Consider the following 14,079-nt stretch of genomic DNA (forward strand, 5'->3'; position numbering starts at 1 on the left):
GTGACGAACTGCGGCTACATCCTTCGACGGAGGCACGGATCGGCCCGGACGGCGAGGCCCGGGCCCCGGGCACCGTGTTGGATGGACACGTGACACTCCCCCGACCGCACCGCGACGATCTGCTCATCGCCGCCGGTGGTCTCGCCATCGGCCTGCTGATGTGGTCCTTCGGTCTGCACACCCAGGCCGACCGCCTGATCACGGCGCGGTGGGTGACGCTGATCCCGCTCGTCGTCATGGCCTCGATGGAGGCCCTGCGGCGCACCATGCCGCAGACCGCCCTGGCCGTCGCCACGCTCGCGCTCGTGGCGGATCAGTTCACCTACGGCAGCCTCGTCACCGCGTTGATGTTCACAGACGTGGTCTACGCGGCCGTGGTCTACGGGTCACCCGCCTCCGCCCGGCGCATCCCGTACACGACCGGACTGATCACCATCGGCGTGACGATCGGCTTCCTCGTCTGGTGGCAGAACGCGGTCGCCCTGCTGATCGGCCTGATCACGGGCATGGTGTCGTTCCTCCCCGCCGTCACCGGGGCGGTCGTCCGCAACCACCGGCAGGCGGCCGACGCCGCGCGGCTGCGCGCGGAGCAGACCGCGCTGCTCGCCGAGATGGACCGCACCCAGGCGGTCGTGGCCGAGCGTGCCCGGATGGCCCGCGAGCTGCACGACATGGTCGCCAACCACCTCTCCGCCATCGCGATCCACTCCACGGCCGCGCTGTCGATCGACGATCCGGGGACGACCCGGCAGGCGCTGACCGTGATCCGGGAGAACAGCGTCGAGGGACTGGCCGAGATGCGGCGGCTGATCGGGCTGCTGCGGGACAGCACCGGTGATGTCGAACCGGCGGCCGCGCCCACCCTGGACGGCCTGGAGGCGCTGCTCGCCCAGGCCCGGACGAACGGGGAGCCGAGCGCCCTGACGTTCACTCTGGACGACGGCCGTCCCCGGGACACCGGCTCACTGCCGACCCCGGTCGAGCTCGCCGCGTACCGGATCGTGCAGGAGTCGCTGACCAACGCACTCAAGCACGCGGCGCCCGGCGAGGTGCGGGTGGAGCTGGGCCGCCGCCCGGACGGCGCCCTCACGGTCGGGGTGTCCAGTCCGTTCGGCGGGCAGCCGGGGCCACGCGCGCCCGGCTCCGGGGCGGGTCTGGTCGGGATGCGCGAGCGGGTGGCGCTCCTGGACGGGGAGTTCGAGGCCGGTCCCGTGCCGGCCGACGACGGGGGCAAGGTGTGGCGGGTACGGGCTGTCCTGCCCGTCGATACGAACGACAAGGAGCCGCAGGCATGGTTCGGGTGATCGTGGCCGAGGATCAGAGCGCGGTGCGGGCGGGGCTGGTTCTCATCCTCGGCAGTGCCCCCGACATCGAGGTGGTCGCGGAGGCCCCGGACGGTGAGCGCGCGGTGGAGCTGGCCCGCGAACTGCGCCCGGACCTGGTGCTGATGGATGTGCAGATGCCGCGGATGGACGGGGTGACGGCGACCCGTCTGGTGGTCTCCGAGGGCCTGGCCGATGTGCTCGTCCTGACGACCTTCGATCTGGACGAGTACGTCTTCGGGGCGCTGCGGGCCGGGGCGGCGGGCTTCCTGCTGAAGAACACCGACGCGAAGGACCTCATCGAGGCGGTACGGACGGTGGCGCGCGGCGAGGGCCTGATCGCCCCCGCGGTGACCCGGCGGCTGATCGCCGAGTTCGCGGCGCCCCGCACTCCGGTGCGTGCGCCGGGCGCGGCGGACCCTTCCGTACTGGACGCGCTGACCCCGCGGGAGCGCGAGGTGCTGTCCGCGCTGGGGAAGGGGCTGTCGAACGCCGAGATCGCGGTACGCCTGGACATGGCGGAGGCGACGGTGAAGACCCATGTCAGCAAGGTGCTGGGGAAGCTGACGCTGCGCAGCAGGGTCCAAGCGGCCGTGCTCGCACAGGAGTTGGGTGTCTGAGAGCCCACTCCGACGTTGGTCTGGACCTCTTGACGATTGGTCCAGACCTTCCTACGCTCGCGGGGCGCGCGCATGTTCACGGACCACCCCCACCTTGTCCGTCCGCAACTTGAGGAGCACCGTTGAGCACTCAAGCACCGACGCGCAGAACAGGGTTCAGACACCGGGCCGCCGCCGGTCTGACCGCCCTGATCCTGCCCCTGGCCGCCATGGTCGGCCTCGCAGCACCCGCCGAAGCCGCCACGGCGGCCACCGCCACGTACACCAAGGTCTCCGACTGGGGCTCCGGCTTCGAGGGCAAGTGGACGGTGAAGAACACCGGCACCACCACGCTCTCCTCCTGGACCGTCGAGTGGGACTTCCCCTCCGGAACCGCCGTCACCTCGGCCTGGGACGCCACCGTCACCAGCTCCGGCACCCACTGGACCGCCAAGAACGTCGGCTGGAACGGCACCCTCGCCCCCGGCGCCACCGTCTCCTTCGGCTTCAACGGCACCGGCTCCGGCGCCCCGAGCGGCTGCAAGATCAACGGCGGTTCCTGCGACGGCTCCACCCAGCCCGGCGACAACCCACCCTCCGCGCCCGGCACCCCCGTCGCCTCCGACATCACCAACACCTCGGTCAAGCTGACCTGGACCGCCGCCACGGACGACAAGGGCATCAAGAACTACGACGTCAAGCGCAACGGCACCACGATCGCCACGGTCACCGGACTCACGTACACCAACACCGGTCTGACCGCCGGCACCGACTACAGCTACACGGTCGTCGCCCGCGACACCATCGACCAGACCGGCCCGGCGAGCGGCGCCGCGAGCGTCCGCACCACCGGCGGCGGCGGAACCAACCCCGGCTCCACGGTCAAGATGGGCTACTTCACCAACTGGGGCGTCTACGGCCGCAACTACCACGTCAAGAACATCGTGACGTCCGGCTCCGCGTCCAAGATCACGCACATCAACTACGCCTTCGGCAACGTCACCGGCGGCAGGTGCACGATCGGCGACGCCTACGCCGACTACGACAAGGCCTACACCGCCGACCAGTCCGTCGACGGCGTCGCCGACACCTGGGACCAGCCGTTGCGCGGCAACTTCAACCAGCTGCGGAAGCTGAAGAAGGCGTACCCGAACATCAAGGTGCTGTGGTCCTTCGGCGGCTGGACCTGGTCCGGCGGCTTCGGCCAGGCCGTACAGAACCCGACCGCCTTCGCACAGTCCTGCTACGACCTGGTGGAGGACCCGCGCTGGGCCGACGTCTTCGACGGCATCGACCTGGACTGGGAGTACCCGAACGCCTGCGGTCTGTCCTGCGACACCAGCGGCCCGGCCGCGTTCAAGAACATGATGCAGGCCATGCGTGCCAAGTTCGGCGGCAGCGCCCTGGTCACGGCGGCCGTCACGGCCGACGCCTCCGCCGGCGGCAAGATCGACGCCGCCGACTACGCGGGCGCCGCGCCGTACATGAACTGGTTCAACGTGATGACGTACGACTTCTTCGGCGCCTGGGCGGCGCAGGGCCCGACGGCACCGCACTCCCCGCTCACCTCCTACGCCGGCATCCCGCAGGCGGGCTTCAACTCAGCCGAGGCGATCGCCAAGTTCAAGGCGAAGGGCGTCCCGGCGAACAAGCTGCTGCTCGGCATCGGCTTCTACGGCCGCGGCTGGACCGGCGTCACCCAGTCCGCCCCGGGCGGCAGCGCGACGGGCCCGGCGGCCGGCACGTACGAGCAGGGCATCGAGGACTACAAGGTCCTGAAGAACTCCTGCCCGGCCAACGGCACGGTGGCCGGTACGGCCTACGCGCACTGCGGCAGCAACTGGTGGAGCTACGACACCCCGGCCACGGTCACGTCCAAGATGGGCTGGGCGAAGAACCAGGGCCTGGGCGGCGCGTTCTTCTGGGAGTTCAGCGGTGACACCGGCAACGGCGAGCTCGTCGGTGCCATCAACAGCGGGCTGAACTAGCCCGGAAAAAACGCGGCGGGGACGGTGCAGCACACCGTCCCCGCCGTCGTACGTCCGTATCAGGCCACATTCACCCTCCCCCAGACTTCGTCCAGGGGGAGGTGCCAATCAGGCCACATTCACCCGCTGGCCAGGCGGCGCCGCCTCGAGCCAGGCGAGGAAGCCGGTGAGAGCGTCCTCGCTCATCGCCAGCTCCAGGCGGGTCCCCCGGTGCATACAGCCCTGGATCACGGCGTCGGAGAGCAGCGCGAGCTCCTCCTCGCCCTCGGGCATCCGGCGCTCCAGGACCTCGATCGCCGAACGTTCCAGGACACGGCGCGGGCGGGGCGCGTAGGAGAAGACCCGGAACCAGGAGACCTGGTCACCGCTGTAGCGGGCCACGCCGTACACCCAGCCCTTGCCGGAGAGGTCCGGCTCCTCGGGGACGTTCCAGCGCAGCGAACAGTCGAAGGTGCCGCCGGCACGCTGGATCAGGCGACGGCGCAAGCCGAAGACGAAGAGCCCGATCACCACCAGTGCGACGACCAGGCCGCACACGAGCAGAGCGAGGAACATCTTCACCGACCTCCTCGCTGCGTCCCGTGACCGGCTCCGCCGGCGTAACCGAATACGACCTGCATATGCATCGCCTCAGCCGCGACACGGTCTGGAAAATTCCAGCCGTGCCGCGGCTGAGGGCACAACTCTCGGCGCGGTCCGCTAGCGGACCGCTACCGCACGCAACCGGACATCGGCGCGACGCTCGGCGGCGGCGTCCGATTCCGACTTGGCGCGCTCCAGCGCACGCTCGGCGCGCTGGGCGTCGATCTCGTCCGCCAGCTCGGCGATCTCCGCGAGCAGAGACAGCTTGTCGTCGGCGAACGAGATGAATCCACCGTGCACAGCGGCGACGACAGTGTTGCCCTCGCTGGTACGGATGGTCACCGGGCCCGACTCCAGCACACCGAGCAGCGGCTGGTGGCCGGGCATGACGCCGATGTCGCCGGAGGTGGTACGCGCGATGACCAGGGTGGCCTCGCCGGACCAGACACTCCGGTCCGCGGCGACCAGCTCGACGTGCAGCTCAGCAGCCAAGGGTGGCTCCTCGGGTCACCACCCGGCGGTCGTGCCGGGTGTTGGGGTCAATTCTAATGGGCGTGACGAGGGGGGCGGGACGGACCCGCCCCCCTCACGAGAGCACGGGGCTCAGGAGACGCCGAGCTCCTTGGCGTTGGCCTTGAGGTCCTCGAGGCCACCACACATGAAGAACGCCTGCTCGGGGAAGTGGTCGTACTCACCGTCGCAGATCGCGTTGAACGCGGCGATCGACTCGTCGAGCGGAACGTCCGAACCGTCCACACCGGTGAACTGCTTCGCCGCGTGGGTGTTCTGGGACAGGAAGCGCTCGACACGGCGGGCGCGGTGGACAACGAGCTTGTCCTCCTCGCTCAGCTCGTCGATACCGAGAATCGCGATGATGTCCTGGAGGTCCTTGTACTTCTGCAGGATTCCCTTGACGCGCGTGGCGGCGTCGTAGTGGTCCTGCGCGATGTAGCGCGGGTCCAGGATCCGGGACGTGGAGTCCAGCGGGTCCACGGCCGGGTAGATGCCCTTCTCGGAGATCGGACGGGAGAGAACCGTCGTCGCGTCGAGGTGGGCGAAGGTGGTGGCCGGAGCCGGGTCGGTCAGGTCGTCCGCGGGGACGTAGATCGCCTGCATCGAGGTGATCGAGTGACCACGGGTCGAGGTGATGCGCTCCTGGAGGAGACCCATCTCGTCGGCCAGGTTCGGCTGGTAACCCACCGCGGAGGGCATACGGCCGAGCAGGGTCGAGACCTCGGAGCCGGCCTGCGTGAAGCGGAAGATGTTGTCGATGAAGAACAGCACGTCCTGCTTCTGCACATCGCGGAAGTACTCCGCCATGGTCAGACCGGCGAGGGCCACGCGCAGACGGGTGCCCGGGGGCTCGTCCATCTGGCCGAAGACCAGCGCGGTCTTGTCCAGAACGCCGGCCTCCTCCATCTCCACCATGAGGTCGTTGCCCTCACGGGTGCGCTCGCCGACGCCCGCGAAGACCGACACACCGTCGTGCAGCTTGGCCACACGGACGATCATTTCCTGGATCAGAACGGTCTTGCCGACACCGGCGCCACCGAACAGACCGATCTTTCCACCCTTGACGTACGGGGTGAGAAGGTCGACGACCTTCAGGCCGGTCTCGAACATCTCGGTCTTGGACTCGAGCTGGTCGAAGGCAGGGGCCTTGCGGTGGATCGTCCAGCGCGGGGCGTCCGCGACGGTGGAGGCGTCGTCGTTCAGCACCTGACCGAGCGTGTTGAACACGCGGCCCTTGGTGACATCGCCGACCGGCACCGTGATGCCGGCGCCGGTGTCCACGACGGGAGCCTGGCGGACCAGACCGTCGGTGGGCTGCATGGAGATGGTGCGGACGATGCCGTCACCGAGGTGCTGGGCGACCTCGAGGGTCAGCGTCTTGGTCGCGCCCTCCTCGGCCGGGTCCGGAACCTCGACGTTCAGCGCGTTGTAGATCTCCGGCATCGCGTCGACGGGGAACTCCACGTCGACGACCGGGCCGATGACCCGGGCGACGCGGCCCGTGGCGGCGGCCGTCTCAACAGTGGTCGTCATTACTTGTCACTCCCCGCGGTCGCGTCGGCCAGGGCTGCGGTGCCACCGACGATCTCGCTGATTTCCTGGGTGATTTCGGCCTGGCGGGCCGCGTTGGCAAGTCGGGAGAGGTTGTTGATCAAGTCTCCCGCGTTGTCGGTCGCCGACTTCATCGCACGGCGCGTGGCGGCGTGCTTGGAGGCAGCCGACTGGAGCAGCGCGTTGTAGATCCGGCTCTCGACGTAGCGCGGCAGCAGGGCGTCGAGGACGTCCTCCGCCGACGGCTCGAAGTCGTACAGCGGACGGAGCGTGTCCTGCTCGCCCGCCTCCTTCGCCACCTCGTCGAGGCTGAGGGGCAGCAGCCGGGCCTCGACCGCCGTCTGCGTCATCATCGAGACGAACTCGGTGTAGACGATGTGGAGCTCATCCACGCCGCCCTCGGCCGTGTCCTTCTCGATCGCCTCGATCAGCGGAGCCGCGATCTTCTTGGCGTCCCCGTACTCCGGCTGGTCCGTGAAACCGGTCCACGAGTCGGCCAGCTTGCGCTCACGGAAGTTGTAGTGCGCGATGCCACGACGGCCGACGACGTAGATGTCGACCTCGCGCCCCTCGCTCTCCAGCTTCTTCGTCAGCGCTTCCGCCGCCTTGATGGCGTTGGAGTTGAAGGCGCCGGCCAGACCGCGGTCGCTCGAGAGGAGCAGGACCGCGGCACGGGTCGGGTTCTCCACCTCGGTGGTCAGCGCGTGCTTGTCGCTCGCACCCGTGGCCACCGCGGTGACCGCGCGGGTCAGCTCGGTGGCGTACGGGGTCGACGCCTGCACCTTGCGCTGCGCCTTGACGACGCGCGAGGCGGCGATCATCTCCATCGCCTTGGTGATCTTCTTCGTCGCGGTGACGGATTTGATGCGACGCTTGTAGACCCGGAGCTGCGCTCCCATGAGTCAGGTCCCTTCCGTCGTCACTTCGAGACGTTGACGGCAGCGGAAGCGTCGTCGCCCAGCAGCTTCCCGTCAGAGGTCTCGAACTGCTTCTTGAACTCCGCGATGGCGTCGGCCACGGACTGCAGGGTGTCGTCAGACATCTTGCCGCCCTCACGGATGGAGCTCATGAGACCGGAGTGGCTCTGGCGCAGGTACGCCAGCATCTCGGCCTCGAAGCGGCGGATGTCGGCCACCGGGACGTCGTCCATCTTGCCGGTGGTGCCGGCCCAGACCGAGACGACCTGGTTCTCCGTGGGCATCGGCTGGTACTGAGCCTGCTTGAGCAGCTCGACCATGCGCTGACCACGCTCCAGCTGCGCCTTCGACGCGGCGTCCAGGTCGGAACCGAAGGCGGCGAACGCCTCCAGCTCACGGAACTGGGCCAGGTCGACACGGAGGCGACCGGAGATCTGCTTCATCGCCTTGTGCTGGGCGGAGCCACCGACACGGGAGACCGAGATACCGACGTTCAGGGCCGGACGCTGGCCGGCGTTGAACAGGTCGGACTCCAGGAAGCACTGGCCGTCGGTGATGGAGATGACGTTGGTCGGGATGAACGCCGAGACGTCGTTGGCCTTGGTCTCGACGATCGGCAGACCGGTCATCGAGCCCGCGCCCATCTCGTCCGACAGCTTCGCGCAGCGCTCGAGCAGACGCGAGTGCAGGTAGAAGACGTCACCCGGGTAGGCCTCACGGCCCGGCGGGCGGCGCAGCAGCAGCGACACGGCGCGGTAGGCGTCGGCCTGCTTCGACAGGTCGTCGAAGACGATCAGGACGTGCTTGCCCTGGTACATCCAGTGCTGGCCGATGGCGGAGCCGGTGTACGGCGCCAGGTACTTGAAGCCGGCCGGGTCGGACGCCGGGGCGGCGACGATCGTCGTGTACTCGAGCGCACCGGCCTCTTCCAGGGCGCCGCGCACGGACGCGATGGTCGAGCCCTTCTGGCCGATGGCGACGTAGATGCAGCGGACCTGCTTGTTCACGTCGCCCGAGCGCCAGTTGTCGCGCTGGTTGATGATCGTGTCGACGCACAGAGCGGTCTTGCCGGTCTGGCGGTCGCCGATGATCAGCTGACGCTGGCCACGGCCGACCGGGGTCATGGCGTCGACGGCCTTGTAGCCGGTCTCCATCGGCTCGTGGACCGACTTGCGCTGCATGACGCCGGGCGCCTGCAGCTCGAGGGCGCGGCGGCCCTCGGTCGCGATCTCGCCGAGGCCGTCGATCGGGTTGCCGAGCGGGTCGACAACGCGGCCGAGGTAGCCCTCGCCGACACCTACGGAGAGAACCTCACCGGTGCGCTGCACCGGCTGGCCCTCCTCGATACCGCTGAACTCGCCGAGGACGATCGCACCGATCTCGCGCTCCTCGAGGTTGAGGGCGAGACCGAGGGTGCCGTCCTCGAACTTCAGCAGCTCGTTCGCCATGGCCGAGGGAAGACCCTCAACCTTGGCGATGCCGTCGCCGGCCAGGCTGACCGTTCCGACCTCCTCGCGCGAGGCCGCGTCCGGCTGGTACGACTGGACAAAGTTCTCCAGCGCGTCCCGGATCTCCTCCGGCCGGATCGTGAGCTCCGCCATCTGGGTTCCCTGCTCTCCTTGTTGGGCCCGAAGTTTCTTAGGGGGTCTGGGGGCCGACCCCCAGGAATCTTCTGCAATCTCTGCACGGCCCAACCGGGCCGCTGGTGATGCTGTGTTCAGTTGGTGGCTGCTGCCGTCAGCCGGCCAGTCGCCGGGTCGCCTCGTCGAGGCGCTCCGCGATGGTCCCGTTGATGACCTCGTCGCCGACCTGCACGGAGATCCCGCCGAGGACCGCCGGGTCCACGTCCAGGTTCAGGTGCATCTGGCGGCCGTACAGCTTGGCCAGGACGGCACCGAGGCGCTGCTTCTGCTGATCGGTCAGCGGCACCGCCGTGGTGACGACCGCGACCATCCGGTCCCGGCGCGCCGCCGCGAGCTTGGAGAGGGACTCGAGTCCCGCTTCCAGGCTACGTCCCCGGGGCTGCGTCACGAGACGGACGATCAGGCGCTCGGTGACCGCGTTGGCCTTGCCGCCGAGCAGGCTGCGCAGCAGCTCGCTCTTGGCGGAGACCGTGGCGGCCTTGTCCGTCAGCGCCGAGCGAAGCTCGGTGCTGGAGGAGACGATCCGGCCGAACCGGAACAGCTCGTCCTCGACGTCGTCCAGCGCGCCGACCCGCTGCGCCGCGGTGAGGTCGGCGGTGTTCGCCAGCTCCTCGACCGAGTCGACCAGGTCACGCGACTGGGACCAGCGGGAACGCACCATGCCGGACACCAGGTCGACGGTCTCCCCGCCCACCTGACCGCTGAGCAGTCGCCCGGCGAGCTCGGCCTTGGCCTCGCCCGCCTGCGCCGGGTCGGTCAGGACCCGACGCAGCGACACCTCGCGGTCGAGCAGCGCGGTGACTGCGGCCAGCTCGCCCGCGAGCTTCGCGGCGTCGACCGAGGTGTTGTCGGTCAGCGCGTCGAGGGACTCACGGCCGGCGGCCAGTGCTTCACGGCTCGCTCCGTTCATCGGACGGCCTCGGCCTTCTCCTCGAGCTCATCGAGGAAGCGGTCGATCGTGCGGCTCTGGCGGGCGTGGTCCTCGAGGGACTCGCCGACCAGCTTGCCGGCCAGGTCGGTGGCGAGCTTGCCCACGTCCTGGCGCAGCGAGGTCGCCGCGGCCTTGCGGTCGGCCTCGATCTGCGTGTGGCCGGCCGCGATGATCTCCTCGCGCTGGCGCTGGCCTTCCGCCTTCATCTCCTGGATGATCGCGGTGCCCTGCTCCGTCGCCTCCTGGCGAAGACGCGCGGCCTCATGGCGGGCCTCGGCGAGCTGGGCCTTGTACTGCTCCAGCACACTCTGGGCCTCGATCTGGGCCGACTCGGCCTTCTCGATGCCACCCTCGATGGCCTGCCGACGCTCTTCCAGAACCTTGTTGATGTTCGGGAGGAGCTTCTTGGCGAGGAAGCCGAAGACGATGACGAAGGCGATCAGGCCGATGACGAGCTCGTCAAGATGCGGGATCAGAGGAGGCTGGGGCTCCTCCGCCTGCGCAAGAAGCAGAGCGTTCACATCAGTGCCTTCCGTAAAAAGGTTTGGGCTGTCGGTCCGATTTACTGGTAGACGAAGCCCATGACGATGCCGATGAGGGCGAGCGCCTCACAGAAGGCGAAGCCCATGATCTGGTTGGTGCGGATCAGACCAGCGGCCTCGGGCTGGCGGGCGAGGGCCTGCGTACCGTTACCGAAGATGATGCCGACGCCGACGCCGGGGCCGATCGCGGCGAGGCCGTAGCCGATCGAGGCGACGTTGCCGACGACGTTCTCCTTGGCGGAGGCCGCGAGGTTGACCATGTCGAGAGCAGCGGACATGCCGTTACTTCCTTCTCTTTCAATGACCCGGTGGGGGTTGGCCACCGGACGACTGTTGGATTGGGGGTGTAGCTGAATCCCGGGCGGGAGTCGCTCAGTGGTGCTCGGCGAGCGCGCCCTGGACGTAGCTGCAGGCCAGGAGGACGAAGACGTACGCCTGGACGGCCTGGATGAAGAGCTCGAAGGCCGTCATCACGAGGACCATCACGAACGAGGCGCCGGCGTAGACGAAGCCCAGGCCGTTCATGAGGTACCAGGTGGCCAGCGAGAACATCACGATCAGCAGGTGACCGGCGAACATGTTCGCGAACAGTCGGACCGCGTGCGTGAAGGGCCGGATGATCAGGTTCGAGAAGAACTCGAGGACGACGACCATCGGGAGGATCGCGCCGAGGGACTTGTCGTAACCGACGATGTTCTTCCAGCCGCCGACGAAGCCGTGCTTCTTGAAGGTCAGCGAGATCCAGAGCACGTACACGATCAGCGCGAGACCGGCCGGGAAGGCGATCAGCGAGGTGACCGGGAACTGGGCGAGCGGAATGATCGACCAGAGGTTCATGATCCAGACGAAGAAGAACAGCGACACCATGAAGGGGACGTACTTCTCGCCGTCCTTCTTGCCGATGATCTCGTAGACGATGCCGCGGCGGACGAAGTCGTAACCGGCCTCGCCGACCATCTGCATCTTGCCGGGGATCAGCTTGGGCTTGTTGAAGGCAGCCCAGAAGAACCCGACGACCACGATGGAGCCCAGCAGGGCGAGCAGCATCGGCTTGGTGATGTCGATGCCCCCCACCGTGGTGATGGGCTCGTACATGAACGTGTGCAGGCCCGGCGCCGGGAAGCCGCATCCACTGAAGATGTGGCAATCCGGGTCGAAGGCAAGCGTCTGGTCAGCACTCACCGCGGGCTCCTTCAGCGTGGCGCATAGGTACGGCAACCTCGTTGTGTCGGCGCGGCACGCAGCCGCGGGTCGGCACTGGACTGGTCTTACGGATAAGGGGGCGGCGGTTCGGCATCGTGCCTCGCGCTGGGACAGGCGTCAGCTCGGATGCCCGCGCCCGCAGTGCCGCAGTTGGCACCGGACGATAGCAGGAAGCCGAAAGCGCCTTTATCCCGGCCCTACCCCTCACTTCGACGACCCCGGCTTCTTGGGGTCGTCGATGTACATGATCTTGGCCTTCATGTAAGCGCGCGCCTGCGCGGCGATCCAGACGAGGGTCGACGCGAGCAGGGTGAAGGCGAAGGCCTTGAAGTCGAAGAACGTCGTGTTCTTCAGCAACAGCATCAGCACGAAGAGAAGCAGCAGCTGGGTGGTGTAGAGCAGGAGACCCATCGCCTGGAACAGGTGCGGGTACGACTTGGCCGTCCGCTGGAGCACCACGAGCCCGATCCCCATGAACGCGAGGACGACGGCGCAGCCGATGACGGCGCCGATTGCGCCCTTGCCGCCGGCGACCACGCCGCTGATGACCGCGGCGATGGCGCCGGTGGCTGCAGCGGGAATGGCAGCTGACAGAAGGATGCGTGCGTCGTTGGACGGCATGGCGGTGTCTCCGCTGTTGCTGGTGGGGGCGATGGTGTCGTCAGGGACGAGCGTAAGCCCGGTCCGAGGTGTGTCTCGGGGCCAAGAGACCGTCGCACTACGGTCTTTCGGCTCTGTCGCCGGGTCTCGTGAACGGTATCACAAACTATTTGAGTAGTTCTTTACCCGTGAAGTGTGCCGACTGTCACACATGAGAGTTACTGCGCGCGTGTGTGCGCGACACGCGGTGGGCTTGTCTGCTATTGGCCCCTAATGGGGCTTTCGTCAACTCGGCGTTCCGGCCTTCCGCCGGTCGGTGAAGCGCGAGCGGTGACCGATGGCGGTGGACCCGTTGACTCCGGCCGGAACCGGGATGCGCTCGTCCATCGGCTCCTCCACGGACACGGAGACCGGAACCGTGGCGTCCGCGGCTTCCGTGGCCACGGTCCTGCGCCGCCGGTAGCGGGGCGGAACGAAGGACTCCGCCCATCGCGGGGCGCGCGGGGCGAAGCGCGGCAGCAGGAGCAGCACCAGACCGATCGCGCTGAGGAACACCACCGTGAGCACGATCCACATGGACGTCGAGTGCACCGAGTACGCGAGCGTCCCGAAGGCGATCAGCGCCGACCAGAAGTACATGATCAGGACGGCCCGGCTGTGCGAGTGCCCGATCTCCAATAGCCGGTGGTGCAGATGGCCGCGGTCGGCCGCGAACGGCGACTGACCGTTCCAGGTGCGGCGCACGATCGCCAGGATCAGGTCCGCCATCGGGATCGCGATGATCGTCAGCGGCAGGACGAGCGGGATGAAGACCGGCAGGGCCGCGTGGGTGGCCTCACGGGTCGAGCCCTCGAAGAGCTTCAGCACGTCCGGGTCGACCTGGCCGGTGATCGAGATCGCCGAGGCGGCCAGGATCAGACCGATCAGCATCGAGCCGGAGTCGCCCATGAAGATCCGGGCCGGATGCATGTTGTGCGGCAGGAAGCCCAGGCACATGCCCATGAGGATCGCGGCGAAGAGCGTCGCGGGTGCGGCGGCCTCGATCGTGTAGCCGTACCAGAGGCGGTAGGCGTACAGGAAGAAGGCCGCGGCGGCGATGCAGACCATGCCGGCGGCCAGGCCGTCGAGGCCGTCCACGAAGTTCACCGCGTTGATGGTGAGGACCACCAGGGCGACCGTGAGGAGCGTGCCCTGGCCCCGGGTGAGGGCGACCGTGCCGACGCCGGGGATCGGGAGCCACAGGATCGTCAGACCCTGGATCACCATCACACCGGCGGAGATCATCTGCGCGCCCAGCTTGATCAGGGCGTCCAGCTCGAACTTGTCGTCGAGGACGCCGATCAGCCAGATCAGCGCGGCTCCGGACAGCAGCGCGCGGGGCTCGTTGGAGAGCTCGAAGACGCTGTTGAGGTTCTGGAGGTGGTCGGCGACCAGCAGTCCGGCGCACAGGCCGAAGAACATGGCGATGCCACCGAGCCGCGGAGTCGGTTCTCGGTGTACGTCGCGGGCACGGATCTCCGGCATCGCCCCGGTCGCGATGGCGAACTTCCGCACCGGACCGGTCAGCAGATAGGTCACCGCGGCCGTGACACAGAGCGTCAGCAGGTAATCACGCACGGGCTGCCCCACAGGAATCGCTGGCCATCTCAGCCCCACACCCTAGCCGTGCTGTCCATGTGCTTGAGGAC

Annotated in this window: 14 protein-coding genes; 3 read left to right on the forward strand and 11 right to left on the reverse strand. The window is 68.1% G+C overall.

The window, feature by feature from the left end:
• Positions 1-89: 89 nt before the first annotated feature.
• The 3 genes from ABZ939_RS07240 (at position 90) to ABZ939_RS07250 (ending at position 3,909) form a co-directional block, all read left to right on the forward strand.
• Positions 90-1,304 carry a histidine kinase gene (locus tag ABZ939_RS07240; protein ID WP_361850244.1) on the forward strand — a complete coding sequence of 405 codons (1,215 nt, stop codon included), beginning with the start codon at positions 90-92 and terminating at the stop codon, positions 1,302-1,304.
• Entirely contained in the window at positions 1,292-1,942 is a 651-nt protein-coding gene (locus ABZ939_RS07245; RefSeq protein WP_361850246.1) for a response regulator transcription factor, read from the forward strand. The genes ABZ939_RS07240 and ABZ939_RS07245 overlap by 13 nt, the downstream gene beginning before the upstream one ends.
• Before the next feature lie 209 nt (positions 1,943-2,151).
• Complete coding sequence (locus tag ABZ939_RS07250; protein WP_361850706.1) at positions 2,152-3,909, forward strand: glycoside hydrolase family 18 chitinase; 1,758 nt, start codon at positions 2,152-2,154, stop codon at positions 3,907-3,909.
• Between the two features lie 108 nt (positions 3,910-4,017).
• Here ABZ939_RS07250 and ABZ939_RS07255 read toward each other — a convergent pair whose 3' ends face one another.
• The 11 genes from ABZ939_RS07255 to ABZ939_RS07305 form a co-directional block, all read right to left on the reverse strand.
• Positions 4,018-4,464, reverse strand: a complete 447-nt coding sequence (locus ABZ939_RS07255; RefSeq protein ID WP_361850248.1) for a DUF2550 domain-containing protein — start codon at positions 4,462-4,464, stop codon at positions 4,018-4,020.
• A 144-nt stretch (positions 4,465-4,608) separates the two neighbouring features.
• Positions 4,609-4,983 carry a F0F1 ATP synthase subunit epsilon gene (locus tag ABZ939_RS07260; RefSeq protein WP_361850250.1) on the reverse strand — a complete coding sequence of 125 codons (375 nt, stop codon included), beginning with the start codon at positions 4,981-4,983 and terminating at the stop codon, positions 4,609-4,611.
• 111 nt (positions 4,984-5,094) lie between these two features.
• Positions 5,095-6,537 carry a F0F1 ATP synthase subunit beta gene (atpD, locus tag ABZ939_RS07265; protein ID WP_361850252.1) on the reverse strand — a complete coding sequence of 481 codons (1,443 nt, stop codon included), beginning with the start codon at positions 6,535-6,537 and terminating at the stop codon, positions 5,095-5,097.
• A complete protein-coding gene (locus ABZ939_RS07270; RefSeq protein WP_361850254.1) occupies positions 6,537-7,454 on the reverse strand; it encodes a F0F1 ATP synthase subunit gamma in 918 nt (305 codons plus the stop codon). Before ABZ939_RS07270 ends, atpD begins: the two co-directional genes overlap by 1 nt.
• Positions 7,455-7,474: 20 nt before the next feature.
• Entirely contained in the window at positions 7,475-9,073 is a 1,599-nt protein-coding gene (gene atpA / locus ABZ939_RS07275) for a F0F1 ATP synthase subunit alpha (RefSeq protein WP_361850256.1), read from the reverse strand.
• 136 nt (positions 9,074-9,209) lie between these two features.
• Positions 9,210-10,025, reverse strand: a complete 816-nt coding sequence (locus tag ABZ939_RS07280) for a F0F1 ATP synthase subunit delta (protein WP_361850258.1) — start codon at positions 10,023-10,025, stop codon at positions 9,210-9,212.
• Positions 10,022-10,567, reverse strand: coding sequence for a F0F1 ATP synthase subunit B (locus ABZ939_RS07285; RefSeq protein WP_361850260.1), 546 nt, complete (start codon positions 10,565-10,567; stop codon positions 10,022-10,024). Before ABZ939_RS07285 ends, ABZ939_RS07280 begins: the two co-directional genes overlap by 4 nt.
• 41 nt (positions 10,568-10,608) lie before the next feature.
• Positions 10,609-10,866: an ATP synthase F0 subunit C gene (gene atpE / locus ABZ939_RS07290; protein ID WP_158990502.1), complete on the reverse strand. Its 258-nt coding sequence runs from the start codon at positions 10,864-10,866 to the stop codon at positions 10,609-10,611.
• A 94-nt stretch (positions 10,867-10,960) separates the two neighbouring features.
• On the reverse strand, positions 10,961-11,770 hold the full coding sequence (atpB, locus tag ABZ939_RS07295; protein ID WP_361850262.1) for a F0F1 ATP synthase subunit A: 810 nt from the start codon (positions 11,768-11,770) through the stop codon (positions 10,961-10,963).
• Positions 11,771-11,995: 225 nt separating this feature from the next.
• On the reverse strand, positions 11,996-12,412 hold the full coding sequence (locus ABZ939_RS07300) for a hypothetical protein (RefSeq protein WP_361850264.1): 417 nt from the start codon (positions 12,410-12,412) through the stop codon (positions 11,996-11,998).
• Positions 12,413-12,676: 264 nt separating this feature from the next.
• Complete coding sequence (locus tag ABZ939_RS07305; protein ID WP_361850266.1) at positions 12,677-14,008, reverse strand: MraY family glycosyltransferase; 1,332 nt, start codon at positions 14,006-14,008, stop codon at positions 12,677-12,679.
• Between the last annotated feature and the right edge of the window lie 71 nt (positions 14,009-14,079).

It is taken from the genome of Streptomyces sp. NPDC046712, assembly GCF_040645695.1.
Classification (GTDB): domain Bacteria; phylum Actinomycetota; class Actinomycetes; order Streptomycetales; family Streptomycetaceae; genus Streptomyces.

Bases quoted from the DNA above. Each gene is read 5' to 3' on its own strand.
- ABZ939_RS07245 (WP_361850246.1), top strand. From the start codon at position 1,292: ATGGTTCGGGTGATCGTGGCCGAGGATCAGAGCGCGGTGCGGGCGGGG.
- ABZ939_RS07250 (WP_361850706.1), top strand. From the start codon at position 2,152: ATGGTCGGCCTCGCAGCACCCGCCGAAGCCGCCACGGCGGCCACCGCC.
- ABZ939_RS07255 (WP_361850248.1), bottom strand. From the start codon at position 4,464: ATGTTCCTCGCTCTGCTCGTGTGCGGCCTGGTCGTCGCACTGGTGGTG.
- atpD (WP_361850252.1), bottom strand. From the start codon at position 6,537: ATGACGACCACTGTTGAGACGGCCGCCGCCACGGGCCGCGTCGCCCGG.
- ABZ939_RS07270 (WP_361850254.1), bottom strand. From the start codon at position 7,454: ATGGGAGCGCAGCTCCGGGTCTACAAGCGTCGCATCAAATCCGTCACC.
- atpA (WP_361850256.1), bottom strand. From the start codon at position 9,073: ATGGCGGAGCTCACGATCCGGCCGGAGGAGATCCGGGACGCGCTGGAG.
- ABZ939_RS07280 (WP_361850258.1), bottom strand. From the start codon at position 10,025: ATGAACGGAGCGAGCCGTGAAGCACTGGCCGCCGGCCGTGAGTCCCTC.
- atpE (WP_158990502.1), bottom strand. From the start codon at position 10,866: ATGTCCGCTGCTCTCGACATGGTCAACCTCGCGGCCTCCGCCAAGGAG.
- ABZ939_RS07300 (WP_361850264.1), bottom strand. From the start codon at position 12,412: ATGCCGTCCAACGACGCACGCATCCTTCTGTCAGCTGCCATTCCCGCT.